Source organism: Pseudomonas edaphica, assembly GCF_965277385.1.
Taxonomy (GTDB): Bacteria; Pseudomonadota; Gammaproteobacteria; order Pseudomonadales; family Pseudomonadaceae; genus Aquipseudomonas; species Aquipseudomonas edaphica.
The window spans coordinates 4,923,429-4,946,790 of record NZ_OZ255725.1; the positions used below are offsets into that span (position 1 = coordinate 4,923,429).

At 53.3% G+C, this 23,362-nt stretch carries 28 protein-coding genes and 3 pseudogenes; 12 read left to right on the forward strand and 19 right to left on the reverse strand.

Annotated elements, in window-relative coordinates; genetic code table 11:
• The first annotated feature begins 24 nt into the window (after positions 1-24).
• From ACQY47_RS22480 to ACQY47_RS22495, 4 genes and pseudogenes are all read left to right on the forward strand, one after another.
• Positions 25-927 (forward strand): hypothetical protein, encoded by a 903-nt coding sequence (locus tag ACQY47_RS22480; RefSeq protein WP_428551976.1) that lies wholly within the window; start codon positions 25-27, stop codon positions 925-927.
• Positions 928-1,009: 82 nt separating this feature from the next.
• Positions 1,010-1,741: pseudogene (locus tag ACQY47_RS22485) on the forward strand (PAS domain-containing protein); the annotation flags it as partial.
• A gap of 174 nt (positions 1,742-1,915) precedes the next feature.
• Positions 1,916-2,293, forward strand: a pseudogene (locus ACQY47_RS22490) (methyl-accepting chemotaxis protein); the annotation flags it as partial.
• Positions 2,294-2,475: 182 nt separating this feature from the next.
• A complete protein-coding gene (locus ACQY47_RS22495; protein ID WP_428551979.1) occupies positions 2,476-3,513 on the forward strand; it encodes a GGDEF domain-containing protein in 1,038 nt (345 codons plus the stop codon).
• 246 nt (positions 3,514-3,759) lie between these two features.
• On the opposite strand, the gene umuC is transcribed toward ACQY47_RS22495, so the two are convergent.
• Entirely contained in the window at positions 3,760-5,040 is a 1,281-nt protein-coding gene (gene umuC / locus ACQY47_RS22500; RefSeq protein WP_428551982.1) for a translesion error-prone DNA polymerase V subunit UmuC, read from the reverse strand.
• The gene (locus tag ACQY47_RS22505; protein ID WP_145256759.1) at positions 5,027-5,458 is read right to left on the reverse strand and encodes a LexA family protein; all 432 of its coding nucleotides are present in this window, start codon (positions 5,456-5,458) and stop codon (positions 5,027-5,029) included. The genes umuC and ACQY47_RS22505 overlap by 14 nt, the downstream gene beginning before the upstream one ends.
• Before the next feature lie 98 nt (positions 5,459-5,556).
• Here ACQY47_RS22505 and ACQY47_RS22510 point away from each other — a divergent pair, with 98 nt between their 5' ends.
• Both ACQY47_RS22510 and ACQY47_RS22515 read left to right on the forward strand, forming a co-directional pair.
• Positions 5,557-6,267: an SOS response-associated peptidase gene (locus ACQY47_RS22510; protein WP_428551986.1), complete on the forward strand. Its 711-nt coding sequence runs from the start codon at positions 5,557-5,559 to the stop codon at positions 6,265-6,267.
• A 294-nt stretch (positions 6,268-6,561) separates the two neighbouring features.
• Entirely contained in the window at positions 6,562-6,861 is a 300-nt protein-coding gene (locus tag ACQY47_RS22515; protein ID WP_116030833.1) for a hypothetical protein, read from the forward strand.
• Positions 6,862-7,442: 581 nt separating this feature from the next.
• Here ACQY47_RS22515 and ACQY47_RS22520 read toward each other — a convergent pair.
• Together ACQY47_RS22520 and ACQY47_RS22525 are read right to left on the reverse strand one after the other, a co-directional pair.
• The gene (locus ACQY47_RS22520) at positions 7,443-9,170 is read right to left on the reverse strand and encodes an ATP-binding protein (protein WP_428551990.1); all 1,728 of its coding nucleotides are present in this window, start codon (positions 9,168-9,170) and stop codon (positions 7,443-7,445) included.
• Positions 9,167-10,489, reverse strand: a complete 1,323-nt coding sequence (locus ACQY47_RS22525) for an SIR2 family protein (protein ID WP_428551993.1) — start codon at positions 10,487-10,489, stop codon at positions 9,167-9,169. The genes ACQY47_RS22520 and ACQY47_RS22525 overlap by 4 nt, the downstream gene beginning before the upstream one ends.
• A gap of 244 nt (positions 10,490-10,733) precedes the next feature.
• Here ACQY47_RS22525 and ACQY47_RS22530 point away from each other — a divergent pair, with 244 nt between their 5' ends.
• On the forward strand, positions 10,734-11,099 hold the full coding sequence (locus ACQY47_RS22530; protein ID WP_428551996.1) for a histone-like nucleoid-structuring protein, MvaT/MvaU family: 366 nt from the start codon (positions 10,734-10,736) through the stop codon (positions 11,097-11,099).
• A 44-nt stretch (positions 11,100-11,143) separates the two neighbouring features.
• Here the strand turns inward: ACQY47_RS22530 and ACQY47_RS22535 are convergent, their stop codons facing one another.
• Together ACQY47_RS22535 and ACQY47_RS22540 are read right to left on the reverse strand one after the other, a co-directional pair.
• Positions 11,144-11,275, reverse strand: a complete 132-nt coding sequence (locus tag ACQY47_RS22535) for a DUF2256 domain-containing protein (RefSeq protein WP_428551999.1) — start codon at positions 11,273-11,275, stop codon at positions 11,144-11,146.
• A gap of 178 nt (positions 11,276-11,453) precedes the next feature.
• Positions 11,454-12,017: a TetR/AcrR family transcriptional regulator gene (locus ACQY47_RS22540; protein WP_428552002.1), complete on the reverse strand. Its 564-nt coding sequence runs from the start codon at positions 12,015-12,017 to the stop codon at positions 11,454-11,456.
• A 194-nt stretch (positions 12,018-12,211) separates the two neighbouring features.
• On the opposite strand from ACQY47_RS22540, the gene ACQY47_RS22545 reads away from it, so the two are divergent.
• Positions 12,212-12,868 carry a glutathione S-transferase gene (locus tag ACQY47_RS22545; RefSeq protein WP_428557376.1) on the forward strand — a complete coding sequence of 219 codons (657 nt, stop codon included), beginning with the start codon at positions 12,212-12,214 and terminating at the stop codon, positions 12,866-12,868.
• A gap of 123 nt (positions 12,869-12,991) precedes the next feature.
• On the opposite strand, the gene ACQY47_RS22550 is transcribed toward ACQY47_RS22545, so the two are convergent.
• The 8 genes from ACQY47_RS22550 to ACQY47_RS22585 all read right to left on the reverse strand — a co-directional run bounded on the left by ACQY47_RS22550 (position 12,992) and on the right by ACQY47_RS22585 (position 17,326).
• Positions 12,992-13,123, reverse strand: coding sequence for a DUF2256 domain-containing protein (locus tag ACQY47_RS22550; RefSeq protein WP_428557377.1), 132 nt, complete (start codon positions 13,121-13,123; stop codon positions 12,992-12,994).
• A 130-nt stretch (positions 13,124-13,253) separates the two neighbouring features.
• Positions 13,254-13,463: a hypothetical protein gene (locus tag ACQY47_RS22555; RefSeq protein WP_428552005.1), complete on the reverse strand. Its 210-nt coding sequence runs from the start codon at positions 13,461-13,463 to the stop codon at positions 13,254-13,256.
• 150 nt (positions 13,464-13,613) lie between these two features.
• The gene (locus ACQY47_RS22560) at positions 13,614-14,051 is read right to left on the reverse strand and encodes a PAS domain-containing protein (RefSeq protein ID WP_428552008.1); all 438 of its coding nucleotides are present in this window, start codon (positions 14,049-14,051) and stop codon (positions 13,614-13,616) included.
• 187 nt (positions 14,052-14,238) lie between these two features.
• Complete coding sequence (locus ACQY47_RS22565) at positions 14,239-14,949, reverse strand: SDR family NAD(P)-dependent oxidoreductase (protein WP_428552010.1); 711 nt, start codon at positions 14,947-14,949, stop codon at positions 14,239-14,241.
• Positions 14,950-14,985: 36 nt separating this feature from the next.
• A complete protein-coding gene (gene folE, locus ACQY47_RS22570; RefSeq protein WP_428552013.1) occupies positions 14,986-15,546 on the reverse strand; it encodes a GTP cyclohydrolase I FolE in 561 nt (186 codons plus the stop codon).
• A 153-nt stretch (positions 15,547-15,699) separates the two neighbouring features.
• Positions 15,700-16,164 carry a thiol-disulfide oxidoreductase DCC family protein gene (locus tag ACQY47_RS22575; RefSeq protein WP_428552016.1) on the reverse strand — a complete coding sequence of 155 codons (465 nt, stop codon included), beginning with the start codon at positions 16,162-16,164 and terminating at the stop codon, positions 15,700-15,702.
• 237 nt (positions 16,165-16,401) lie between these two features.
• Positions 16,402-16,812, reverse strand: a complete 411-nt coding sequence (gene uraH, locus ACQY47_RS22580) for a hydroxyisourate hydrolase (protein ID WP_159956555.1) — start codon at positions 16,810-16,812, stop codon at positions 16,402-16,404.
• A 10-nt stretch (positions 16,813-16,822) separates the two neighbouring features.
• Positions 16,823-17,326: a GlcG/HbpS family heme-binding protein gene (locus ACQY47_RS22585; RefSeq protein ID WP_428552020.1), complete on the reverse strand. Its 504-nt coding sequence runs from the start codon at positions 17,324-17,326 to the stop codon at positions 16,823-16,825.
• Between the two features lie 146 nt (positions 17,327-17,472).
• Between ACQY47_RS22585 and ACQY47_RS22590 the strand changes: the two genes are divergently transcribed.
• Both ACQY47_RS22590 and ACQY47_RS22595 read left to right on the forward strand, forming a co-directional pair.
• Entirely contained in the window at positions 17,473-18,144 is a 672-nt protein-coding gene (locus ACQY47_RS22590) for a heavy metal response regulator transcription factor (RefSeq protein ID WP_017479552.1), read from the forward strand.
• The gene (locus ACQY47_RS22595) at positions 18,141-19,511 is read left to right on the forward strand and encodes a heavy metal sensor histidine kinase (protein WP_428557378.1); all 1,371 of its coding nucleotides are present in this window, start codon (positions 18,141-18,143) and stop codon (positions 19,509-19,511) included. Before ACQY47_RS22590 ends, ACQY47_RS22595 begins: the two co-directional genes overlap by 4 nt.
• A 173-nt stretch (positions 19,512-19,684) precedes the next feature.
• Here ACQY47_RS22595 and ACQY47_RS22600 read toward each other — a convergent pair whose 3' ends face one another.
• From ACQY47_RS22600 to ACQY47_RS22610, 3 genes are all read right to left on the reverse strand, one after another.
• A complete protein-coding gene (locus tag ACQY47_RS22600; protein ID WP_242167680.1) occupies positions 19,685-19,966 on the reverse strand; it encodes a pentapeptide MXKDX repeat protein in 282 nt (93 codons plus the stop codon).
• Positions 19,967-20,036: 70 nt separating this feature from the next.
• Complete coding sequence (locus ACQY47_RS22605; protein ID WP_176999838.1) at positions 20,037-20,813, reverse strand: molybdopterin-dependent oxidoreductase; 777 nt, start codon at positions 20,811-20,813, stop codon at positions 20,037-20,039.
• Entirely contained in the window at positions 20,810-21,448 is a 639-nt protein-coding gene (locus ACQY47_RS22610; RefSeq protein WP_428552025.1) for a cytochrome b/b6 domain-containing protein, read from the reverse strand. The genes ACQY47_RS22605 and ACQY47_RS22610 overlap by 4 nt, the downstream gene beginning before the upstream one ends.
• A 173-nt stretch (positions 21,449-21,621) precedes the next feature.
• Here ACQY47_RS22610 and ACQY47_RS22615 point away from each other — a divergent pair, with 173 nt between their 5' ends.
• Complete coding sequence (locus tag ACQY47_RS22615; RefSeq protein WP_428552028.1) at positions 21,622-22,494, forward strand: patatin-like phospholipase family protein; 873 nt, start codon at positions 21,622-21,624, stop codon at positions 22,492-22,494.
• A 103-nt stretch (positions 22,495-22,597) separates the two neighbouring features.
• Here the strand turns inward: ACQY47_RS22615 and ACQY47_RS22620 are convergent, their stop codons facing one another.
• Together ACQY47_RS22620 and ACQY47_RS22625 are read right to left on the reverse strand one after the other, a co-directional pair.
• The gene (locus ACQY47_RS22620; RefSeq protein ID WP_428552031.1) at positions 22,598-22,837 is read right to left on the reverse strand and encodes a hypothetical protein; all 240 of its coding nucleotides are present in this window, start codon (positions 22,835-22,837) and stop codon (positions 22,598-22,600) included.
• Positions 22,838-22,974: 137 nt separating this feature from the next.
• Positions 22,975-23,187, reverse strand: a complete 213-nt coding sequence (locus tag ACQY47_RS22625) for a hypothetical protein (protein WP_428552034.1) — start codon at positions 23,185-23,187, stop codon at positions 22,975-22,977.
• Here ACQY47_RS22625 and ACQY47_RS22630 point away from each other — a divergent pair.
• Positions 23,187-23,324 (forward strand): annotated as a pseudogene (locus ACQY47_RS22630) (ParA family protein); the annotation flags it as partial. The gene ACQY47_RS22625 and the pseudogene ACQY47_RS22630 overlap by 1 nt on opposite strands.
• Positions 23,325-23,362 lie beyond the last annotated feature (38 nt).

Here is a 23,362-nt window from a genome sequence, read left to right on the forward strand (position 1 = left end):
TCGATTAAGGGTTGTGTAACTTCGATGAACAAGACTGATCTGCTTGAGTATTTGAAAGAGACCAGTTCCGAAATGACCCGAGGCAATATAGATGAAGCTGTTCTGCTGCATTTCGATTTGGTCATGGAAAGCTATCGAGAAAAGCCTTCATTTTATAAAAATTTGTTGAAATATGACCGGTTCATGGTGGCCCTGTCTTTGTTGAGCTTCAGCTACAAAGACGAGGAAGCTCCCTTATCCAAAGTAAAGGCATTCTGCCAAGAACGTGGCTACATGTCTCGAAACAGCCTGGACTCTTATTGTTCATTCTTGTCCATCGCCGGATATATGGATGTTCGTTTACATGTCCAGGATGGACGTCAACGTAGTTTCCGACCTACGGAAAAAGCGCTAAGCAATACCGTGCAGCTAATCAAATCGTATTTGCTGCCTTCGCAAATGATCTCTCCATACGACAGTTGGTTATCGGGTTTGGGGAAGAATGCTGATCTATTGCGCGTATATTTTCGAGGGTTTGCCAAGATACTTGAGGGTGACTTCCTGCTCGACAAGCTGTTGCCTGAAGCGAAATGGATTCTCAACCGGGACGGCGGTCATTTGCCGATGCTCGCACTCTATGCCGATGCCCTGCGCACCGGCTCGTTAGAGACCGGCTACAACGTATCCTCTTACGTTGAGCTTTCATCGCGTCTAGGCGTGTCCAAAACGCATATGCAGCGCATGATCAAAGAAGGCCAGTTACAGGGCTATTTCAAATGCGACAAACGTTTGGTGGAGTTAAGTCCGGCCTTTCTCGAATTGATGCGGCGGGCCATGTCAATCTACTTTGCAGTTGCCCGTGTCAGCATGGAGTTGGGAGTTGATGAGCGCGAAGTAGGAAACGAGCCTGGCGGTGTTTGCGGTGTTTGCGGTGTTTGGGGGCGTTAGCGCGATGAGTTCGCTTGTTATTCGATCGTCCCTTGGGGAGCGATTTAATCACTGTACAATGTCACTTTTGTTGTAATTGTTTATGCCGGAGTTCAGCGTGTTTAATCGCCAGTTGAAGAATGCTCTTTTTACCTGCCAAGAGGAATTGTGCTTGGCGCTCGGGACAGTCGCCGACATCGAAGCGGTTTTTCTTTCAGTACGTGTCGATGGAACTGGCCGGATAATCTCGGCCAACCAGCGGTTTGCGCAAACGCTGGGATACTCGCTGGAACAGGTTTCAAATATGGCAATGAGTAACATCAACGCGGAACCGCAGAATGATTTTGCACCCAACCTGGGCGCCATCGAACAGCAACGCTATCGTGCCTCCGACGGCCGTGCTGTGACATTCAATATAGCCTGGATCGCTGCAGCGAACCGGACGTTTCAAGGCTACGGCTTGGTTGCACCACCGCTGGCGCGGGACGATCAGGAGGTCATCGAAATGTTCAGCGCACTGAACCGCTCGATGGCGATGATCCAGTTCAGTCTCGCGGGTGAGGTCGTCTACGCCAACGAATCGTTCGTACAGGCCATGGGTTACAGCCTTGCGGAGATACAGGGCAAGCATCACCGCCTGTTCTGCCTGGCGGAGGACGTGGCGTCGGCGCATTACGCCGAGTTCTGGAAGAGTCTGAACAAGGGCGTGTTTAACGCTGGTCGCTTTCGCCGGGTAGATAAAAGCGGAAAAGTGGTTTGGCTGGAGGCTACTTACAATCCCATCAGAGACGCTTCCGGTCGCGTTTATAAAATTGCCAAATTCGCCAGCGTAGTGACCGAGCAAGTTGAAAAAGCCGACGGAATCAAGCAAGCAGCGACCATGGCTTACGACGTGTCGCTAGATACCGATGTCAAAGCTAACCGAGGTATGGAACTGGTCGCCGAGTCCGTGCTCGGCACACAGAATATTGCCCAACAGATGGCCTTGGTGACCGATAGCATGACCGCGCTGGAATCGCAGTCGCAGTTGATCGGTTCCATCGTCGACACGATCGGCGCCATTGCCACCCAGACCAATCTCTTGGCGCTTAACGCCGCTATCGAAGCTGCACGCGCTGGAATGCATGGGCAAGGATTCGCTGTCGTGGCGGATGAAGTGCGCAAGCTCGCCGGCCGTACCAGTGCGGCAACGCAGGAGATTAACGGCGTGGTCAGGCAAAATCGAGAATTGGCCGGCGAAGCCGCGTTGCATGTCCAGTGCAGCAGAGACCAAGCCGACGTTTTGTTGGAATTGTCCGAACAGGCAGGTATGGCGATGGCAGCTATCCAGTCAGGCGCAAAGCAAGTAGTGAAGGCCATTGGTAGAGTCACCAGCGATTTGCATTGAACGCTCTATCTGCGTCTCGGTAACGCCTCCTCCTTCTATGGTGAAAGCAATATGGAAGTTTTTGCGTGCAGTTTTCCGATTGATAAGAGGCGTTTGGATGCCGAAACACACTTAATTCATTGATCAGGTATTGCCCAGACGTTGACATCACATTCAGGTCGTTTCGGAAAAGGAGTTTAGGGATGCCGGCGATTTTCAAAATCAGACCAAGAATGCGAACGCTGCTGTCACCAGCGGTAACCAAGATTGAAATGGCGGGAATTGTTTCCTGGCTTTGTGTGTTGCTGATTGAGCCTGCGACAACGTTAAATCTGCCAAACCTGTTGGTTACAGCATCGTTGTTGGTTATTTGGTACGTTCATCGCGTAGTTGCTGATTTCCGCATATGGAGAATGCTCGGCGGCGTCTATATATTGATTTTGTCACTCGGCTTTGCGCATGTGATTGACACCAATGTGGAGCTGCGCGTCTTTACACTGCCCCTAGCTGTGATCATCGTGGTAAGCAGTGCTATCTTATTCGTCACGGTTCAGGACTATCTTCTGTCTACATTGCTGGTCTGGATACTGATGTGGCCCACTTTGGACGTTGGCTTTTACCGGGAACTGGAAGTTTATCTGGTAATTTTTTGCGTTGCTTCCATGTCCATCGGTTTTACTCTCAGCTTTACCTATCTAAGAAACATGCGGTCAGTGTTGTTGGTCGAAAGTGAATTCAGGACATTGGCGGAGACAGACTTTCTCACCTCCTTACTCAACCGACGGGCCTTTATGGGGATCTTCCAAAATGCATTGGCAGAAGGCCACAGCGGCTATTTTATAATGTTGGACATTGACGGCTTTAAATTAAAAAACGATCAGTACGGTCACGACGTCGGTGACAAGATTTTGTGTGCCATGGCCGCGTGCCTGAAATCCACCCCTGGCAGCCACAGTGTCGGTCGGATTGGAGGTGAGGAATTCGGTGTCTTGTTGTTGGGCGAAGATGATGCGGTTGCTAAGGAATACGCATTGCGCCTGCTGGCCAACATCCGTTGCAGTGTATTGCCTCCGCATCAGTTCACTTGCAGCGCGGGCGTCGCGCAGTTCCGAGCGACATCGGACATGTCAGCAGTGCTCAAATGCGCCGACACAAATATGTATAAAGCGAAGCATGATGGTAAGGATCGGGTGTTTCAGAACGGAAGAAAGGTCAAACCGCTACTTCCTGTAACTACGTAATTAAGATTTGACTGGAGAACGTCTGTGAAAATCGTTTTCGAAGAAATCGAATCTTCCCCTTGTTGCTTGCTTACGCTGGGTACCTTCACTTTAATGTTCCAGAACCGTTCAGAGGCTGAAAGCTTTCTCAAGCTCCTGATGGGGGCGGAGACATCGTTTAGCCCCCATCGCTGAGCGTCTGCTTTTGGCCGAAAGCCGTCATTCACTAGGGCGCTATTTAAGCCGTAATTGCTTATTGCGGCGACGTTATCGTGCTCTCACCGTCCACAGCTCATTTACCTTGGTCGTGTAGCTCTGACTCATCAGCTCTCTACGCATTGCCCAATCGGGCGCCGCCGGCACGCTGGCCAGCCGGAGAACTCCCTTTCCCCAACGGCCATTGATTTCATCCAGGACGGTCATCACTTTGTCCACCGTAACAGGCTGGGAATGTGCAAACATGTCATCAGTGAATTCGCCGGGCTGTCGCAAATCCATCAGCAGAACTTCCGCCTTGCTGTACTTGAAGCCCGGTCGGAAGAGGCGATTGACCGCTTCGGTTGCAGCCTTGGTCATGAGTCGAACGTCGTTTGTCGGGTAGGGTAGTTCGACGAGGGCGCCGTTCGCGTACTTCGCTTCTTCGGGATTGAACATGCCTGTCCTGATACTCACGCGGATCTTTTTGCACAGCGAGTTTTGCGCGCGGAGCTTTTCTGCCGCACGCTGGGTGTAGGTCGCAACGGCTTCCTTGATCGGCTCGATCTGCGTGAGTCGCGTGCCGAACATTCTGCTGCAGCAGATTTCCTGCTTCGGCGGGTCAGCCTCACCTAGTTCGAGACATGGAATACCGGCGAGTTCGCGTGCCGTCTTCTCGATCACCACGCTGAATTTCTGGCGAAGCATCGTCGGATCAGCTTTCGCTAAATCCATGGCGGTCTTGATCCCCATCGCTTCCAAATGCGCCTTCATCCGCCTGCCGATGCCCCATACCTCGCCGACATCGGTGTTACGCAGCGTCCAGTCGCGTTTGAACGGGTCGCACAGATCCACCACGCCGCCGGTAATATCCAGCAGACGTTTGGCTGTGTGGTTAGCGAGCTTGGCGAGTGTCTTCGTGCGCGCGATCCCCACTCCGACAGGAATGCCTGTGCGCTTGAGAAGCGTGGAGCGCATGTGCCTGCCAAACGCGGACAGATCTCTAGGCATGCCAGTCAAATCGGCGAATGCCTCATCAATGCTGTAGACCTCAAGTGCCGGCACCATCGACTCGATGATCGTCATGACGCGTTCGCTCATGTCGCCATACAGAGCGTAATTACTGCTGAAGGCCACGACTCCATGCCGGCGTAGATGGTCTTTGATCTGGAAGTACGGCTGGCCCATTTTCACGAAAGGCTTGGCGTCGTAGCTGCGCGCGATCACACAGCCGTCGTTGTTGGACAGCACCACGATAGGTGTCTTTGCCAGGTCGGGTCTGAACACTCGCTCGCAGCTCGCATAGAAGCTGTTGCAGTCAATCAGGGCAAAGACTGGCTCAAGTGTTTTCATGATCGCGCACGCTGTATTTCACCACACCCCAGATCACCAGCTCATCGCCCTCCATGACATGCCTTGCCGGGTATTTCGGATTCTCGGATAAAAGCATCACGGCGTTCTCTCGCAGAAGCAGGCGCTTGCAGAATGGCTCCGAGTTCAGCGCGGCGATGACGATATCGCCACTGACCGCATCGATGCTTCGATCAACAACCACCAGATCCCCCGAATAGATTCCTGCGCCCTGCATGCTGTCCCCATCGATTCTCACCAGGTACACGTGCGGCGCGCGGATATCGAACAGCTCATCGAGGGAAATGTGTTTTTCGATGTGATCAGCCGCAGGGGAGGGGAAGCCCGCCGGCACCCTGGATGAATATAAGGGCAGCCTCCTGCCGCCAGACGCGAGAGGGCCGAGGATAGTGATGCTCATGATGCAAGCCTTTTTAGGTTAACTGTACATGCATACAGTTAACGATTTGGTTCACTTGCGGTCAATCTCATAGGCACGACAATTCGACGGGTGACACCATGTGCGGACGCTACTCGATCTACGAATCGATGGATCATTACCTCAAGGAGCTTGCGCCAAAGCACCTGGTGATTAATGGCTATGACCTTTGGCCCGTCGAGCGGTACAACGTCGCACCGTCTACGCGGGTGGAAATCATCCGGCCAGAGGGAGAGGGGTTGGGTGTCGATAAGGTGAAATGGGGATGGGCGCCGTTTTGGGCGAAGGGAAAGCGGCCCGACCCAATAAACGCTAGGGTCGAGACCGTCATGACCGGGAAGTTTTTCAATCAGCTCTGGCCAAATGGTCGCGTACTCGCGCCGGCGAACGGTTGGTTTGAATGGGTTAAAGACCCCGATGATGCAAAGAAAAAGCAGCCCTATTTCATCACGTTGAAAGAGCAGATTCCGATGTTCTTTGCCGGCTTGGCTGAGGTGCACGAAGGTCTGGAACCAGATGATCGGGACGGCTTCGTCATTATCACCGCCGCAAGTGACCAAGGCATGGTCGATATCCATGATCGCAAGCCCTTAGTCTTGGCACCTGAGCAAGCCCGCGAATGGATAGATCCCGACACCTCATCGGAACGAGCGCGGGAACTGGCAATGGAGCACTGCAGGCCTGCTACGGATTTTCATTGGTACAAGGTTGGCAAGGATGTAGGCAACGTTCGTAACCAAGGCCCGCATTTGATTCAGCCCCTCTCACTGGTCGAAGACGTGGATGACTGATTTCAGCCGCAGTCTAAGAGCCGGCGTATCGGCAGCTGCACGCCAGCGAACTGAAGTATTGGCATGAGGAGGGAATAAGGTTTTTCCATGCGCGGCCATCTGAATGTAAAGCAGCCGGATTATTCATGGAATTCCCGTCTGTCCATTCGTACTTGCCGGCTCCAACCGTTGATTGTCCTACCTCAATCCGGGACGTATTTCACCACCATCTAGCCGTGTGACCTGCCGACATTTGGAACGACCTCCTGTGCCCGTAAGTCTACCTGTATCTGCTTATTGGTAAGGTACACAGCAATGGATAAGACAATCACAGTCGATCAACTGGCTACCACCGACCTAAGATCAATCAACGAGATATGGCTCGGCGAGACTCATACCCAGCTGTGCCTATGGCGTGGTGAACAGGTCTTCACCCACGAGATGATGAGTGAGGGCACCCACGATCAGAACGTCCGACGCCTTTGCTTGCAGTTGGTCAACCCTGACGATCAAGCCGCAGTTGCCAGCGTTGAGTTGATCGTGCGCGAACAGCTAAAAAAGATGGGGAAGAAGGGCGAGTTTTATCCCGCTGAAGAGGCGGACACTCATCAATAAAAAGGGAGTATCGGCCATTCATGGGGAATCAGTCCAAAGCCTGTTGTCGCCTGGAACGCGGTTGCTGTCACGTTATGTTCGGCTCACGACGGTGGTGCTACTGAGCCGGGTCGCCAGATCTGATTGACTTACCTCGTTGGCGAGCCGCTGTGCGCGGGCAGGCTGTCGTGAACCGAGCTCCCGCGTCCCGCCGTATCTCGGCCCTGCGGGCGTCCATCCTTCACGCCTTCTGCTGTGTCAGCCTGCGCGCTCCGCTTGCGTCGGTTACGACGTACTGTATTTAAGCTGGATTGTGTCGCTGTCTTATCCGCTGTTACTCAATCTAGTGTAGGGATCAGAAAGGCATCAGATATTCAGAGTGTTCGCACTCACTGGTATCTGATGAATATCTAAGACAACCGCCAGCCCGCGCTACGCAATCACTACATTTCAGCGTGGTAATAAGCCTGCCAGCTTCCGGCAATTATGTGGTAGTCCAGAAGTCAGCTTCACCTGTCCCCGTACTTACTGCGACAGTGGTGCGGCCCACAACGTCTCTGATTCTTCGGTAATGTCAGGGAGGGAAACAAATGCGACGCTTTTTACTGCATATCCTCAGCCCTAGCCCAGGAACTCTGGAAACTGGGCCCATCGGATATCGGCGGTTGCAAGGGGCGACCAATTTGGATCGTCACTGGGATAGGAAAATCTACTCCCACCATGGCGACTTCACCCTGCTTTAGATTGGGCAGAAAGGCAGCTGCTGATCGATCAATCTCGCCGCAGGCACGCTCGACCACCTCTCGATCACGATCATTGGTTAATCGATGAACGAGCAATGTCCCCATCTGGCTCAACACGCCCTCGGTTATGTCACGAGGGCGCTGAGTTGCTAAGCAGAGATTCAGACCGTATTTCCGCCCCTCTTTAGCAATCAACTCGAAGGCGTCCAGATTCTGAACATCATCTTCACTGCCAATGGTTTTACCCAGGAAATTATGCGCTTCATCGAGAATGGTGATTAGGGGTTTTGATCGAAATGCTTCAGCTCTAGCGCGTTGCAAGAGCAACCGGCCAATAACATTGGCAATCACTTCACGAGCGTTGAATTCATACCCCACTGCGCTCAGGCAGATTCGGAATAGAGTTTTGTCACTGGCGAGAAAAGTTTCCAACTGTTCTACGAGGCTGCTGATTTCGGGCGGAGGGCTGAATACACTGCTTAACGACGGAGACTCCATAACACTCATGATGCGAGTCATTAAGGATGAACAGTGAGAGATCTCATTGTTTGCTGAGCCGAATCTCTCCGGATCGGTGAAGGATGTGGGGTAACAACATTCCTGAATCAGCTGGCGGACGAGGAGTTTCGGATCGAAAGGCTGGTTTGGATTGCCCACCAAGTTTGCATTGTTACCCCTGTTCATGGCCTGTCGAAATTTCACCCGAGACTGGTCAACTTTCCACACAATTCGATCAGTAAAAAGATCTGGTGCGAGATTTACGAGTCGTAAACTCTTAATGGCCTCTCTGAGCTTCGGCCCTTGAGTCTTCCCGGACGGTTGGAAGAGCGCAATGAAATCAGTTTCGGTGAAGCTGGTTGGAGGGATCGCGACTTCCAGCGAATCCGGAGCACGGTAGATTGGACTACCTAGATGGCAGTGGAGTGTGTCTGGGCCTACAAGAGAGCGATATTCACCAGTTGCATCAATAAGAACCACTTTGGCAGCGAAACGCCGGCACTCTTCAATCAGCTTTGAGGTCGTCCAGCTTTTTCCTCCGCCCGTTGATCCCAATATTGCACAGTGCCTACCAAAGATTTTCTCCGGGGTGACTGCGATTGGGAAACCACCGTCACCTGACACGTGCCCGAGATTTAGCGAAATTTCTGGGGGGATTCCGTCCACTCCTGCCGAGGTTAACAAGGGGATTTGAGAGATAAATTCCCCTGGAGCCGAGTAGACCCGGTCGCCTAAACGCGGATATGAACTCACACCAGCGGTCACTCGCAACGATTGCGGATTCACTGATCCTAAAAGTCGAATGAAGCCGATAGCATCAATTTGACGGCTCCCCGCAAAGTCTTGGGATATCTCCGTCCGGTCTCTATCCGGGAGGGTTACTTCGGTAATCCGCCCGAGCAATACTGCCTGTTGACCTTCGATCAATACGAGCTCACCTACCTCACCCTTGCCGTATCGGTTATGCCCAAGATACTGGCCGCTCACGTTACCTGCATGAGCAAGGTTCGTCTTTACCAACTGTGCACTTACGCTTGAGACAACTCCAATTTTTAGGTTGCTAGCCAGAATACCGTCGAGCGATATCATGATCTTTGGCCTCCTATACGTTTCACAGCGTTGGCAAGTTGTTCAGCAGGCGAGGCGGTGCGCAGGTGCGGGATGTGACTGACTAAGTTACTAAATGAGCCACTAATGAAGTGGATATCGAAGCCTCGTTTAGCCAAGTCGTGGAATCTCCCCCAATAGGCACTTGAGCCGTGGAATCCGCGGTTGTGCAGATGCGTGATGCATTGGAAGTCACACAGGATGAGCTTGAGGCTGGGGTTCGATTGAATAGCAGAGAAAATCGGCTCAGAGAGGTGGTCATCGTTGAACCCGAAGCCCGCAACGATCAGACAGCTGTTGGACTGGCGTAAAAACTCTAGATAACGTGACAAAAGCTCCAGGTGAGGCTGCAAAAATGCCTGCTGATACTTTCCCTTTGCCGGGTAAATTAGGCACGCGTTAGCTGGAGTAGGTGTTGCATCTTCGTAGATTTCTTTACCGTCTCTGCTCCAGCTTACGGATCCGTGCAGCTTCAAGAGCTGGAAAACACCTTCAGCAAATTCGTGACCCTCAGCTTCGCGGCGCACAATGTCGTAGGTAAAGTGCCTGCCATCAAATCGGCGTCTTCGAGTGTATGAGAAGCCATCGATAGCCATCATGCCGAGATCTGACGCCGCTGTTTCAAAGCACATGTCATAGTTCGTAGTGAACACCTTGAGCCGAGGATCCCTTACTCGTCGTCTGGCCAACTTTTGAAGTAAATGCCGATAGGCTGATATGTCAGCGTTAGGAGCTCTGAGGAAGGCAGAACAAGCATCCAAGATAATAGCCTTCACATCGCTAACAAACGCCCTCACAGCGGCGTCATCATTGAAAGCCAGGTAAGCGTCACACTGGGATAGGAAGTGCTCAATGTTCGGATTGAGCGTTTCGTGATAACGCACGGTTGCTGCCACTTGAGCAGCCAGTTCCGTAAGCGTCCAAGTTCCTGTGTTACACATAGACCGCTCCCAAAGGTCTCCCATACCTGGGCCACCAGGTGCGCCGAGTGATGTCCCGCTTCCAGCGAGAAAACCAAGGTTTGGTATCTGCAATGCTGCGGTAAGCATGTCTGACAGGGCTGAGCGATTTGAACTGATCTGCACCGGATCAGCAGGTGGGGCGCCTTTGAGGATGGTAAATGCGGCCTCGTCTAGCGGAGACCAATCTGCAGCGCCAGGTGCCAAATATGCTTGAAGACCCTTATGGTTGCCGTCTAACTCCAACGGTGGTGGTGGTGGTGGTGGTGGTGGTGGTGGTGGTGGCGGGAGGTCTGGCACTACAAAAGGGGGCGCGGCGGGCGGAGCTGTATCATTAGGCATAACACAATCCTTGTCGGTATAGCGCCACCCCGAGGCTGTCGACCAACCCGCCCGATGTCGCGTGAGGGAACATGGACACAATGTAATGTAATCATACTGCCAGTACATCTTTATTACGGGTAGTGATTAGGTCGGCGTTCGGTAAGGGAGCTGGCCGGGCGAAAGACCTTAGCGTCGCTCCTAGTAAGTGCGGGCCGTGATTTATGGTGTAACCTTCAGGTATTACTCACATCGAGAATTTTTTATGTCTAAACTTGCCGAATTTCGCCAACTCGAAAAACATCTCGCCGAACAGCTCCAAGCGCTCGAAGCCTTGAAGGGCGATGCTGGCCTTAAGAAAGAAATCGAATTCGAAACAAAGCTGCGTGATTTGCTCGCAAAATACAGCTACAGCCTGAAAGACGTTATCAACCTGCTTGATCCACAAGCAGGCCGCCGCGCTCCAGCCGCCGAGTCCAAAGCCGGTAGTCGCAAGCCTCGCCAGTTGAAGGTTTATAAAAACCCTCACACAGGCGAAGTCGTCGAAACAAAAGGCGGCAACCATAAGACGTTGAAAGATTGGAAAGCGAAGCACGGCGCGGCGACCGTCGAATCTTGGTTAACCAAGTGATTTTGGATTGAATACGAAGGGGCCCTTGACGGCCATTTTTTGATTCAGCCCTTGCTGCGTCGGCAGCGCTCCGAGCAGTAGCGAACTTCATCCCAGCAGCGTGCCCACTTTTTCCTCCAGGCGAAAGGAAGGCCGCAGGTCACGCACGTTTTGACTGGGAGCTGACTCTTTTTCAAAATGACCCACCATCATTTAATTTGATGAGCAGTCCCTGATGAAACAACCAAGAAGGGATTCGATTCCTTCCCACATTCATAGGTAGATCAGACCATATTTTTGCTGGATCTGGAGCAGTTCTTCCGGACTGGGCTATGCAAGGGCGAGGAGACTCCTCTGCTTTTACAACGGCTACGTTCAAGCTGGAATTAACCCTGCTTCCTGATAGCTTGAAATCAAATCGTCGAACAGGTTGATATCATCCCGGGTTCGAGCTATCAGCTGCGCGCCCGCCACTGCGGTGTAGATAGCAAGAGCACGTCGTTCACAACTTTCAGCATCACCCCATTTGTTGTCAGCGAGAACGTCTGCAAGCCACTTTACGTTCACGTCTGCGAACGCCTTAACTTCCTTGGACACTTGATTAGGGAGGTCTTCGAACTCGGCGGCCATGAAGCTCGAGAGGCACAACCTATTCCTGTTCTCTAGGGACTTACGGAAAATCGATGGGTAGAGCTGCAGACACCGCTTCGGGTCAGTATGGGAAAGCCTGAGGTCACTGAGCACCTCCTTCGTTTCCTGCCAATACCGTTCCGCCACGGCTGCGCCAAGATCAGCTTTGCTTGGGAAATGGTAATAAATGCTCGCATTCTTGATACCCACCTCCTCAGCAATGCTACGGAAGTTGATCCCGGCGTAGCCGTGCAACTGGGCCGCAGCTTTAGCCGCTGCCAAGATTCGCTCTCGAGCATTCTCGCTCACGTCACACCTTCCTTAACTGAATGCTACTGAATAAGCCGCTGATCGTACTCCTTTCGTTTCTACCTGCCAATTGACAGGTAGGGGTTGACGGTAGGGAAATTCAGGCGCAATCTCAACCTACCAACTGACAGGCAGGCAGGTATTGTTTTATGACTACTTCACAGCCACACGCTGACGTCTCGACCATCTCTCCAATGAAGATCTATGATTGGTTTGATGGCCCATACCCAGCTCGAGTACGCATCGCACTCGCCGAAAAAGGCATGTTGCCGAAGATCGAGTTCGTCTCGGTGAATCTCTGGACTGGCGAGCACAAAGAGCCTGAATTTTTGGGGATCAACTACTCCGGCACACTTCCGGTGCTTGAGCTGAAGGATGGGACGCGGATCGCGGAGTGCACTGCCGTTACCCAATATTTGGATAGCTTGGATGGTAACCCGACCCTGACCGGGGAAACGCCCCTCGAGAAAGGTCTGATCCACATGATGACCAAGCGTGCGGAAATCGAATTCCTGGACGCCGTTAGCGTTTATTTCCACCACGCAACGCCGGGACTTGGGCCAAAGGTCGAGCTCTACCAGAACGCCGAATGGGGCGCGAAAATGGGAGAAAAAGCGACCCGAGGCATGCGTTACTTCGACAAGCTTCTCCAGCAACAGTCCTATGTTGCCGGCGACAAGTTTTCGATGGCGGACATCGCAGTCATCGGCGGGATGATCTTCGCGTCGCTAGTGAAACTGCCAGTTCCTGAAGAATGTGAAGCGTTGCGTGCTTGGTATGCAAGAATGCAAGAGCGTCCGAGCTATAAGACTTGGCGCGCTTTGGTTGACCAAGGTGCTCCTAAGGGCTGATAGCTAACGGCCCGGTATCCGCCATCTCCATGTCGATGGCGGATACGAAGGATTTCTTTTGAGTGTGAACTGGATATTTGAGAGGTATAGCGTTAAAGCTCTCGTAATTGATTTCCAAGTGGTTCACTTTTTACTGCGCCGGCAGCGCTCCGAGCAGTAGCGCACTTCCTCCCAGCAGTGTGACCACTTCTTCCTCCATGAGAAGGGAAATCCGCAGGTCAGGCAGGTCTTAACAGGGAGCTCACCCTTCTTCAAAACGTCCCCCATGCATCGGGTCTGGCGGGCAGTATCCAGGCGCGATTCCAAAGCATTTTTTGTTTGTGTTTACCATTTATAGAGTGCTGCCGTGACACGCGTTTGAGAGCAACGTCGAACGGTGGCAGGGTCATGGAAACTTTTTGAGCCGTGCTAGACCCTGTTTGATGTGGCCTGCGTTTTCGCCGATTGCCTCCAGAGCACCACGAACGTTATTTCCTACATCCGCATGTCCGTGGGCTTCTACGTGGAGCGTCAATTCCATCAGGGCTGCCTCTAGGGCGTGCTGGTTTTCGTACATCCTTTCCAAGATGTCTGACAGCGAGTATTCACCGTGCATTTTTCAACTCCTTGTTGGGAAACGACAGAATAGCAGGAGGAGAAAATGATATTGCAATGAGCTCTTTGCACTCGCTTTCAGCTGAGTCGTTGACACGCCGACTGACTTCCTCCATTCAAAGCTTTATCAGCGTTCGCGCCATTCACATGGCTATTGAGCTAGCCTAGCTTTCAAGTTGGCGACTTCCGCTTCAAGTTCACGCACGCGTTCGCAGGCCTCAAATTCGACGCTGACGTCCTTCTGGATGCCGATGTAATAGGTGAGCTGATCCGCATCGTTAAAAACCGGAGTAATCGACAGCTCATTCCAGAAGGCACTACCGTCCTTACGATAGTTGCGAATGATTTGCCGGCAGGGCTCATGCATCTTTATCGCCTCTCGGATAACAGCCAAGCCCGCTTGGTCTCGGTCATCACCCTGAAGGAAGCGGCAGTCCTGATACAGCGTTTCGTCAACGCTGTATCCCGTCAGGCGCTGGAAGGCGGGGTTAGCGTAGATCAGGATGTTCTCATCGCCTTCCTGCTCGGCAATTACAATGCCATCATTCGAGTTTTCAACCATCAATTTCAGCAATTCTGCGTCGATCATTTTCAGAGTCCGGTGAATTTCACATCAGTCTAGGACAACTTGGGGGTTATGAGCGTTTTCGAGATCATTGGAAAGTATCTCTAGATTGCCAGCGACTCGATGTGCCCTTCACGTGAGACACAAAGCTCATCATGGAGGCTCTGCTGAACAAGAGCGCAGGGTAGCGGTTTCAATCTTCAATCCCTACCTACCAGGGAAGGCGTTCTCCGTTATAAGCGAAGAAATTGCCACTGTCGGCAGGCTCTATTCGGTCGATCAGCGATAGTAATTCACCGGCCGCCAAGTTTGCCGGCCTGGCGGCAGAGGCACCCCGAAAGGGTTGCGACAGTGCTGATACAACTGTACCCGGGTGAAGGCTCAGCAGTCGGCTCTGAGGTCGGGTTCTTGCCAGTTCGATGGCCGCCGTTTTGATCAGCATGTTCAGTGCTGCCTTTGAGGCACGATAGGCGTACCAGCCGCCCAAGCGGTTATCGCCGATGCTCCCCACCTTGGCAGAGAGCATGGCCATCGCACCGCGAGGGTCAAGCAAGGGCAGAAAGTGACGCAAAACCAGCGCAGGCCCGATTGTGTTGACTTGAAATACCGACTGCAACGCATCTGCATCAATCGCGGAGTAACTTTTTTCAGGCTTAATCTTGTCGCGATGGAGCAGGCCGGCGGCATGCAAGATCAACTGATACGGTGCTTCCTCCGTCAATTCGGCTGCTGCTCTGGCGATACTGTCGGCATTCTCCAGATCGAGGAATGGAACACTGTTGCGCCCCAACTCACGAACATGCGCGCACCCTGGATCCTGATTGAGCAACTCACAAAAAGCCGAGCCGAGCGCTCCACTGGCGCCTATTACGAGCGCACGATAGCCCTCACCGAGGGAATTCATTTTGAAGGGAGTGTTCATCCAGGCTCTCCTGCGGTGTGATGCGATTTTTTGGTGTTAACCCAGTCGGCCTATCAGTTGCAGGAACTCGTGACGTGTAGCAGAGGACTCCCGAAAGGCGCCGAGCATCACGGATGAGGTCATCACTGAATTTTGTTTCTCCACACCCCGCATCATCATGCACATATGCTTCGCCTCAATGACCACGGCCACGCCGGCGGCATCGGTGATGTGCTGAATGGCGTCGGCAATTTGTTTGGTGAGGTTTTCCTGGATCTGCATGCGCCGGGCGAACATATCCACCACTCGGGCCACCTTCGACAGGCCCAGTACACTTCCGGTGGGGATGTACGCTACATGGGCCTTGCCGATGAAGGGCAGCATGTGATGCTCACACAATGAATACAGTTCGATGTCGCGCACGATGACCATTTCATCGTTTTGCGATTCGAACAATGCGCCATTGATCACTTCCTCCAGACTCATTGTGTAGCCATTGCACAGGTACTGCATCGCTTTTGCTGCGCGCTTGGGGGTATCCAGCAGTCCTTCACGCTCAGGGTTCTCGCCTACGCCGACGAGAATTTCACGGTAATGCTCGGCTAATGATGGGTTCATCTTGATTCCTCGCAGCCATGCTGCGCTTTATGTGTCGGCAATCCATGGCGGTAGGAGAGTATCTGCTGCGCACGATCTGACGCAGATGACACAGGGGTCGCCAGATCAGCCATGACCCAGGTTCTGCGTCGGGGCATGACAAAGCGAAGCTTTCTATGTCTGCTTTTTTTTCAAAGTGGACTGCTCGTCTGATGCGGGTTTTGACGCCGGCACCATGCAACGGTTATCGACACAGCGGCTGCCACTATCTGGGTGAGGTAACCACGCCAAATGGGGACGTAAGCGGCAGAAAAGGCGATAACCGAATTCGAGCAGTGGGCGCAATGCGCGCCAGGTCAGCGGCGTTGCCCAAAAACCCAAGCCGGCGGCTCGCCAGCTCCATAGGGTGGCATCCAGGCCTGTTACCCAGCGCCCATCAGCGAAACGGGCGTGCAGCAAGGACTGCATGTGCTCGAACGTGAACCCCAGTGCCTTGGCGTCGAATGCACCGCTGCTGATGTCCACAAACAGCAGTCGATCCTTTACGGCATGGCCGCGCAGGAGCTTGATTTCGCGCGCACACAGAGGGCATTCACCGTCAAAATACAGCGTCAGCGGCCAATTCACTTTATTGTACATCGACCATGCTCTTGTATAAGTTTTTTACACGATATGCTGAAAGAACCAGACTGACAATGGGCACTATTTTTTTGCTGTGCTACGGGCGGTCAGCCTGCTTTCGTGAACGGATCGCCTGTAGCTTGCGAGAACACGTCCAGCGGTGCGATGCAGGTCATCGACATAACGTTAGTCAAATAATCAAGCAGAAAGGCCGCCCATGAGATCAAGGGGCGGCCTTGTCTTTTCAGTCGACGCTCAATTCCCTCTGTAGGTAGAGAAACCGTAGGGGCTGAGCAGTAATGGGATGTGGTAGTGCGCAACGGCACCGTCTACCTCAAAAATGACGGGTACCTCTGGAAAGAAACTTGAGACGTTGTGCGCTTTGAACCACTCACCGGTTTTAAAGGTGACACGGTAGATGCCTTTCTCCAGGGCCTGGCCATCGGGGTACAGCCCGGGAATACGGCCTTGCTCGTTTGTCGCGGCGCTGTTGAGCATGTTCCAGTTCTTGCCGTCCTGTTTTTCCAGCGTGACATTGACGCCAGGGGAGGGCAGACCATCTTGTAAGTTGAGTACATGCACGCTGAGCGGGTTTCCTGCCGCTAACGCCAGTGACGATACGACACTCAATACAAGGCCCGCGAAGAACGTTTTTAATCCAGTCATGATGATGTCCTTAGTTTTTGACAGTCGGTAAAATTTTGTTGATAGCGGCCAGTGCGCAACCTTCATCGTTTGCTGCACCGCCGGCACCGGCCACGCCGATCGCGCCAATGACTTGCCCTTCAAACAGCAACGGCACGCCGCCGCCCAGCAGTAACAGCTCATGCAGGGTGTTGAGGTTTTCCGCATCGGGGGTGCTGCGGGCACGCTCTGCCAATAGTCGTGTTGGCGTTTTGGTCGACAGGGCGGTATAGGCTTTGCGTTGGGCGGCTAATGTGTTGTGTGGCCCCACGTTATCGTCGCGCTGCAAGGCGACTAAATTGCCCCCACGGTCGACAATGGCAGCAACGCCTGTACGGCCATCGGCATGACAGGCTGTCAGCGCGGCATTCAGCAAATCGTTGGCCATTGCCAGTGACACGTCGTTGCGCTGCAGCACTTGATCCGGGGCTGCAACGGCGAGCGCTGAGTTCATTGCGAGTGACATCAGCAATGAGGTCGATAGGCTTATACGCATGCTTTGTCCTTTGTGTGGTCTGGCTGAGTCATAGCCAGGCATGATGCCCCGTGCACTCCGTCAAAATGATTGCCTGATGATTACCAAGATGTAATGTGCCAAAACGCTCGGGCGCGCTAGCCTATGCTCCAGTTCCGGAGGAAAAGATGCGTATCCTGGTCGTAGAAGATGAAGCGAAAACAGCGGATTACCTGCACAAAGCCCTGACTGAATCGGGCTACGTGGTGGAGGTCGCCCTGGATGGCCTGGAGGGCCAGTATCTGGCGCAGGAAAGTGAGTTCGACCTGATCATCCTGGACGTCATGCTGCCGGGCCTAGACGGCTGGCAATTGCTGCAGATTATTCGGCGCAAGTGGCAAACCCCGGTGCTTTTTCTTACCGCCAGAGACTCTGTGGAGGATCGGGTCAAAGGGCTCGAGTCAGGGGCCGATGATTACCTGGTCAAACCCTTTTCCTATGCCGAGTTGTTGGCACGCGTACGTACGCTGCTGCGCAGGGGCCCGCCCCGTGAGGTCGAGCAGTTTCTGGTTGCAGACCTCAGCCTGGATCTGTTGCGACGCAAGGTCACGCGCCAGGGTGAACGCCTGACCCTGACCAACAAGGAGTTTGCCCTGTTGCACCTGCTGGTCAGCCGTGAAGGAGAGGTGCTATCGCGCTCGTTGATTGCTTCGCAGATCTGGCAGATGAACTTTGACAGTGATACCAATGTGGTCGACGTTGCCATCCGGCGACTGCGCGCCAAGGTTGACGATCCTTACCCGCTCAAGTTGATACAGACAGTGCGTGGCATCGGCTACATGCTTGAGGTGCAATCCTGAAACTGTTTCCGCGCGCCCTGAGCTTGCGCCTGGCGGTCATGTTCGCGTTAGTCAGCGCGTTGCTGCTGGGCTCCATTGGTTTTTATCTTTATCAGTCGTTACAGCGAGAAATCGCGTGGCGCGATGACCAGGCCCTGCTCGGGCGCCTGGAGCGCATGCAGGCGTTGATCAACGACAGTGTCAGCGTCGAGCAACTCAGAAATCGGCCCAAGCTATACGAAAATATGCTGGGTAATCGCGACAACCTGCTGTGGATTATCGATGACACCGGCCAGGTGCTGATCGAAATCAACCCCGTCAGTATGAGCTTGCCCACGTTACCGGCTGCAGCCCAGGCTCAGTTGGGTGATGGTGACACTTTGGTGTCGGTGCGGCTTGCCTGGCAGCATGTAATGCAGGGTGATCGCGGCTTGACCCTGATTGCTGGCAAGTTGTTGAGCGAGCGCGAGCAGATGCTGGGGGCCTACCGACTCAAGCTCTGGCTCGCGATGTCGGTCGGCGCGCTGCTGGCTTTTGTGCTCGGCGGGTGGGTCAGCCAGCGAGGCTTACGACCTGTGCGCCTGCTGGCCAAGCGCGCTGCCGCCATTGATGCACACCACCTGCATCTGCGGTTGGATGAGTTCCACGAATTCAGTGAGCTGCAAGTGCTCAGCCAGGCGCTTAATCAAATGCTTGCACGCCTCGAAGACGGGTTCGCCCAGCTCTCAAGATTTTCAGAGGATCTTGCCCATGAGATGCGTACCCCGCTCACTAACCTGATGGGGCATACCCAACAATCCCTGAGGCATGGTCGTTCAATTGAGGACTATCAGAACCTGCTGGTTTCCAATCAGGAAGAATATGAGCGTCTGGCGCGAATGATCGACAGCATGCTGTTTCTCGCTCGTAACGAGCAGTCGCATGCATCGGTAAGTCATGAGCTCATCAACCTGCACGATCTAGTAGAGCAACTGTGTGAGTATTTTGAAGGCGTGGCGCAAGAGCATGATGTCACGCTGATCAATCAGGCCCATGATCAGTTGTGTGCTGATCCGGCCTTGATCCGTCGAGCATTGGCTAACTTGCTGTCCAACGCGCTACGTTATGGCGCGACTGGTACCGCGGTGACTATCAGCAGTGTGGTATGGGAGGACAGGATCGAAGTCACAGTGCACAACCAAGGCCCGCCGATTTCAGCGCAACATCTACCTCGACTGTTTGAGCGCTTCTACCGGTGCGACCCGTCACGCAATCAGCCGGACGACTCGGGTGGCTTGGGGTTAGCAATCGTCCGCTCAATTATGCAATTGCATGGCGGTCGGGTAACCGTTGAGAGCACTGGAGCCGGTACGCGCTTTTGCTTGGTGTTTGTGCTGCAGAATGCTTGAGCGAATGCCAACGGTCTTATGTTTTGAGGTTTTTTCTTGGTTGGTTTCAATGGTCTTTACCTCATTAAAACCTCAGTTTGCGTCTTGATGCCATCGCACCTGCGAGCGCTATCGAGAAAACCCGCCGAGGCGGGTTTTCCAGACGCAGTACAATTTTGCTGTAATGCACCGCTTTACTGAGACATGTCATTCTTTTTCATGTCGTCTTTTTTCATGCCGTCATTGGACATGGAATCTTTCTTCATCGTGTCTTTGCCCATGGTGTCTTTTTTCATCGTGTCCTTACCCATGGTGTCTTTGTGCATTTCATCCTTTTTCATCGTGTCCTTTTTCATCGTATCGTGGGACATCGTGTCTTTCTTCATCGTATCATTGCTCATCGTATCGTCGGCGTGTACAACCGCGACGCCCACTGCCAGGCATATACCTAGGATTGCAGTCGTTAACCTTTTCATCGTGAAGCTCCTTGAGACTCAGGTTGCGAATAAGCGCAGCCGGGGCCGCGCAATGGGGTTGCCTTGGGCGTCAGCTACCGCCGAACCAGTTATAGCCCTGGTCTTCCCAGTAGCCACCGGGATAGGTATTGGTGACGAAAATCGCTTGAATGTGCTTTGGGTTCTTATAACCAAGCTTGGTGGGCATGCGCAGCTTCATTGGAAAGCCATATTCACGCGGCAGTACGGCACCGTCGTAGGTCAGCGTCAGTAGCGTTTGCGCATGCAGTGCCGTGGACATGTCGATACTGGTGTAGTAATCGTCAGCGCATTTGAAACCGACGTATTTGGCATCGGTGTCGGCTCCAACGCGTTTGAGGAAATCACTGAAGCGCACACCGCCCCAGCGTCCGATGGCGCTCCAGCCCTCGACGCAAATGTGGCGGGTGATTTGATCGGTCTGAGCCATGCCCCGCAGTTCCTCAAGCTTCCAGCTGTGCTTGTCGGCGACCATTCCGGTTACTTCCAATCGGTAGGTGTCTTCATCTACGGTCGGTGCTTCGTCGACGCCGTAAAAGGCATTGAAGGGAAATGGCCGCGTGATCATCGACTCAGGATAGGTGGGTGCCATGGCGTTCGGGTTGAACAGCCAGCCCTGCACCCGGTCGTTGAAGCGAGACATGGAGGACAGCGCCGTTTCAACTTGATCGTTATCGGAAATGTTACAGCCGGACAGCATCGCCACTCCGCCTAAGGTCAAGCTACGCAGCAGGAAGGCTCGTCGTGAGTGATCTTCGACTTTGAGCGAAATAATTTTTCGCGCGTCTCTCAAAATGGCCGATTCATCAAGCTCCGGGCGCTTCCTCATACGTGCTCCTTATGGCCGACAATCATGGCCCATAACGTCTTCGGCACCAGTGCGACCATCACCAGATGAACGGCGATGAACGCCACCAGTAAAGACATCGCGATGAAGTGCACGTGTCTCGCGCTGTCGTAGCCGCCGAGCAGTTCGCGTAGTAGCGGAAACTGCACTGACTTCCACAACACCAACCCAGAAATCACTAGAACGGTAATGTCGAGGATCACGAACAGATACGCCACGCGCTGCACATAGTTGTAATGGCTTATATCGTCATGCCCCAGCCGACCATGGAGAGCAGACCACAGATCATGAAAAAAGCCTTTGGGTGATACAGGAAAAAACCGACGCGACAGCCGGCCACTAAAAAGATTGAAAAGTATGTAGAACAGGCTGACTACAACCAGTAACCACATGGCCGCGAAATGCCATTGCAGCGCGCCACCCAGCCAACCGCCCAAGGTGATCGACTTGGGAAAATCAAAACCATAAAGGGGAGAGGCGTTGTATATACGCCATCCGCTGGTGACCATTACCAACACCGCCAAAGCGTTCAACCAGTGGGCCAGCCTCAACCAGCGAGGATGGCTGTTTTGCGGATTCAGCTTTTTGGTACTGGTCGTTTCAGGTGCACCGGGCATTGGAGAAAGCTCCAAATCTGAATAACGTCATAACTTAATATCGAGTGTAGACGCTAACCTAAACCACGATGCCTAATTAAGTGTGTGTAGCGTAGCGTCATCATTCTCGTGGTAACGGTCACCAGCCAGCTAGGCTTGTAGCCTGAAGAGAGTGATGAGGTGAGGGCTGGATCATGCCAATTGCGAAAACAGCGCTTGTCCTGGCCGGAGGTGGCAGCCTGGGCGCAGTTCAGGTCGGGATGTTACAGGCTCTGGTTGAGGCTGAAGTCGTGTTCGACTTGGTGGTGGGGGCGTCGGTCGGCGCCATCAACGGCGCCTACTTCGCCGCGAGACCGAATGCCCAAGGCGTGAGCGAACTTGCGGACTTCTGGCGCAGCCTGCGCAAGTCGGATGTGTTTCCCTTCTCGGCGTTCGACACAATCAAGGGCATTCTGAATCGTCGCGGTCACCTGCTGAGTGCATCCGCGTTGCATCGCTTGGTGAGCAGGTCACTACCGGTCAAACGGATTGAAGACACTGAGTTGCCGCTTTATATCGTCACCACCAATCTGCTTAGCGGTGCGGAAGAGCTATTGTCCAGTGGCAGCGCTGAACAGGCTTTGCTCGCCAGCGCTGCGATTCCGCTGGTGTTTCCCAGCGTGCGAGTCGGCGAAAAGTTCCTGGTTGACGGCGGCGTCAGCAGCAACACGCCGATTGCTAGTGCTGTGGCATTGGGCGCAACACGGGTTCTGGTGCTGCCCACCGGTTTCGGTTGTGCCTGCCCATGTCCGCCCAGTGGACTCGTTGCGCTGGCCTTGCACACGCTCAATTTGATGAGCATGCGTCAACTGGTGCGTGACATCGAGTTGTACCGCGCACGCGCAGCCATTCATGTCGTCCCGCCTTTGTGCCCACTGGACGCTTCAGTGTTCGATTTCAACCAGACAGATCAACTGCTGCAGCGTGCTTATCAATCAACCCTAGTCTGGATGCAGGAGGGCGGATTGATCCGCGACGGGATACCCGAATCGTTGCTGGCGCATACTCATCATTTTACTGACGAGTGAATTCATCATCGCACCCAAACGGATAAAGCGGTTCTGGTGAAGGTCTCTCCAGTCGAGCGTATTTACACGACGTTAAGTAGCCCGGAAAATCGCAGAAACGTAATCAAGCCGCTGCAGTTGAATAGGTATGTGCAAGGGGACGATGGAGGGGCCAGCTTTCCAGCAAGGCTTCAATTTCAGCATCATTTACCAATCCAACAGGATATCGGTGCAAAAGCGCAATCCTGTATTCCGCCGTCTGCCGCACCAGCATTTGGCTTCTCCAGAAAGCACCGATCACTCTCTTTCGGACGTCTGCGTTTGCAGCTAAACGTCGAATTTTTACCCGGCTCTCTGCATTCATAAGATCACCCTCCAGCCTCTTGGCCAGCGAACGCTACGGGGCTTGTGTGACAGAAATGAGACAGGTTGGCGATATCAGATTAGTGGCTATTTTCTCACGCCAAACAAGACTTGCAATAACGCCGTGTGACTGTCATCTCACCCTTCTTGAGCTGAATCAACCTGGTGATGAATCGCGTCGAGATACTGAGATTTCAATTGGTCGGCCAGCGAACTGAGAATCGGATTCGCCCGAAAATTCACCAGAAGGGTATCTATGACTGCCGTAACCCTCTCGATGGCTGCGTCCACGCTTGAGGGGATAAAGGGATCAAAGTGGATAGCTTCCAGCTCCACATCAAGCTGCTTCAATACCCGCGTATCTGATGAGTTCGGTAAAGATGCGTGAGTCCCACCAAGCAAGCAGGCCGCTGATCTATCTGGAGCCGCAACACAAGCTAACCCGCCAATACGCGAAGTTATTCAGCCTGCTAGAAAGCCGAATGTGAGCGTGATTGCTGTTACAAGCTTGGTTTGATGTGAACTG

Bases quoted from the DNA above. Each gene is read 5' to 3' on its own strand.
- ACQY47_RS22480 (WP_428551976.1), top strand. From the start codon at position 25: ATGAACAAGACTGATCTGCTTGAGTATTTGAAAGAGACCAGTTCCGAA.
- ACQY47_RS22495 (WP_428551979.1), top strand. From the start codon at position 2,476: ATGCCGGCGATTTTCAAAATCAGACCAAGAATGCGAACGCTGCTGTCA.
- umuC (WP_428551982.1), bottom strand. From the start codon at position 5,040: ATGAAAACACTTGAGCCAGTCTTTGCCCTGATTGACTGCAACAGCTTC.
- ACQY47_RS22505 (WP_145256759.1), bottom strand. From the start codon at position 5,458: ATGAGCATCACTATCCTCGGCCCTCTCGCGTCTGGCGGCAGGAGGCTG.
- ACQY47_RS22510 (WP_428551986.1), top strand. From the start codon at position 5,557: ATGTGCGGACGCTACTCGATCTACGAATCGATGGATCATTACCTCAAG.
- ACQY47_RS22515 (WP_116030833.1), top strand. From the start codon at position 6,562: ATGGATAAGACAATCACAGTCGATCAACTGGCTACCACCGACCTAAGA.
- ACQY47_RS22520 (WP_428551990.1), bottom strand. From the start codon at position 9,170: ATGATATCGCTCGACGGTATTCTGGCTAGCAACCTAAAAATTGGAGTT.
- ACQY47_RS22525 (WP_428551993.1), bottom strand. From the start codon at position 10,489: ATGCCTAATGATACAGCTCCGCCCGCCGCGCCCCCTTTTGTAGTGCCA.
- ACQY47_RS22530 (WP_428551996.1), top strand. From the start codon at position 10,734: ATGTCTAAACTTGCCGAATTTCGCCAACTCGAAAAACATCTCGCCGAA.
- ACQY47_RS22545 (WP_428557376.1), top strand. From the start codon at position 12,212: ATGAAGATCTATGATTGGTTTGATGGCCCATACCCAGCTCGAGTACGC.
- ACQY47_RS22555 (WP_428552005.1), bottom strand. From the start codon at position 13,463: ATGCACGGTGAATACTCGCTGTCAGACATCTTGGAAAGGATGTACGAA.
- ACQY47_RS22560 (WP_428552008.1), bottom strand. From the start codon at position 14,051: ATGATCGACGCAGAATTGCTGAAATTGATGGTTGAAAACTCGAATGAT.
- ACQY47_RS22565 (WP_428552010.1), bottom strand. From the start codon at position 14,949: ATGAACACTCCCTTCAAAATGAATTCCCTCGGTGAGGGCTATCGTGCG.
- folE (WP_428552013.1), bottom strand. From the start codon at position 15,546: ATGAACCCATCATTAGCCGAGCATTACCGTGAAATTCTCGTCGGCGTA.
- ACQY47_RS22575 (WP_428552016.1), bottom strand. From the start codon at position 16,164: ATGTACAATAAAGTGAATTGGCCGCTGACGCTGTATTTTGACGGTGAA.
- uraH (WP_159956555.1), bottom strand. From the start codon at position 16,812: ATGACTGGATTAAAAACGTTCTTCGCGGGCCTTGTATTGAGTGTCGTA.
- ACQY47_RS22585 (WP_428552020.1), bottom strand. From the start codon at position 17,326: ATGCGTATAAGCCTATCGACCTCATTGCTGATGTCACTCGCAATGAAC.
- ACQY47_RS22590 (WP_017479552.1), top strand. From the start codon at position 17,473: ATGCGTATCCTGGTCGTAGAAGATGAAGCGAAAACAGCGGATTACCTG.
- ACQY47_RS22600 (WP_242167680.1), bottom strand. From the start codon at position 19,966: ATGAAAAGGTTAACGACTGCAATCCTAGGTATATGCCTGGCAGTGGGC.
- ACQY47_RS22605 (WP_176999838.1), bottom strand. From the start codon at position 20,813: ATGAGGAAGCGCCCGGAGCTTGATGAATCGGCCATTTTGAGAGACGCG.
- ACQY47_RS22610 (WP_428552025.1), bottom strand. From the start codon at position 21,448: ATGCCCGGTGCACCTGAAACGACCAGTACCAAAAAGCTGAATCCGCAA.
- ACQY47_RS22615 (WP_428552028.1), top strand. From the start codon at position 21,622: ATGCCAATTGCGAAAACAGCGCTTGTCCTGGCCGGAGGTGGCAGCCTG.
- ACQY47_RS22620 (WP_428552031.1), bottom strand. From the start codon at position 22,837: ATGAATGCAGAGAGCCGGGTAAAAATTCGACGTTTAGCTGCAAACGCA.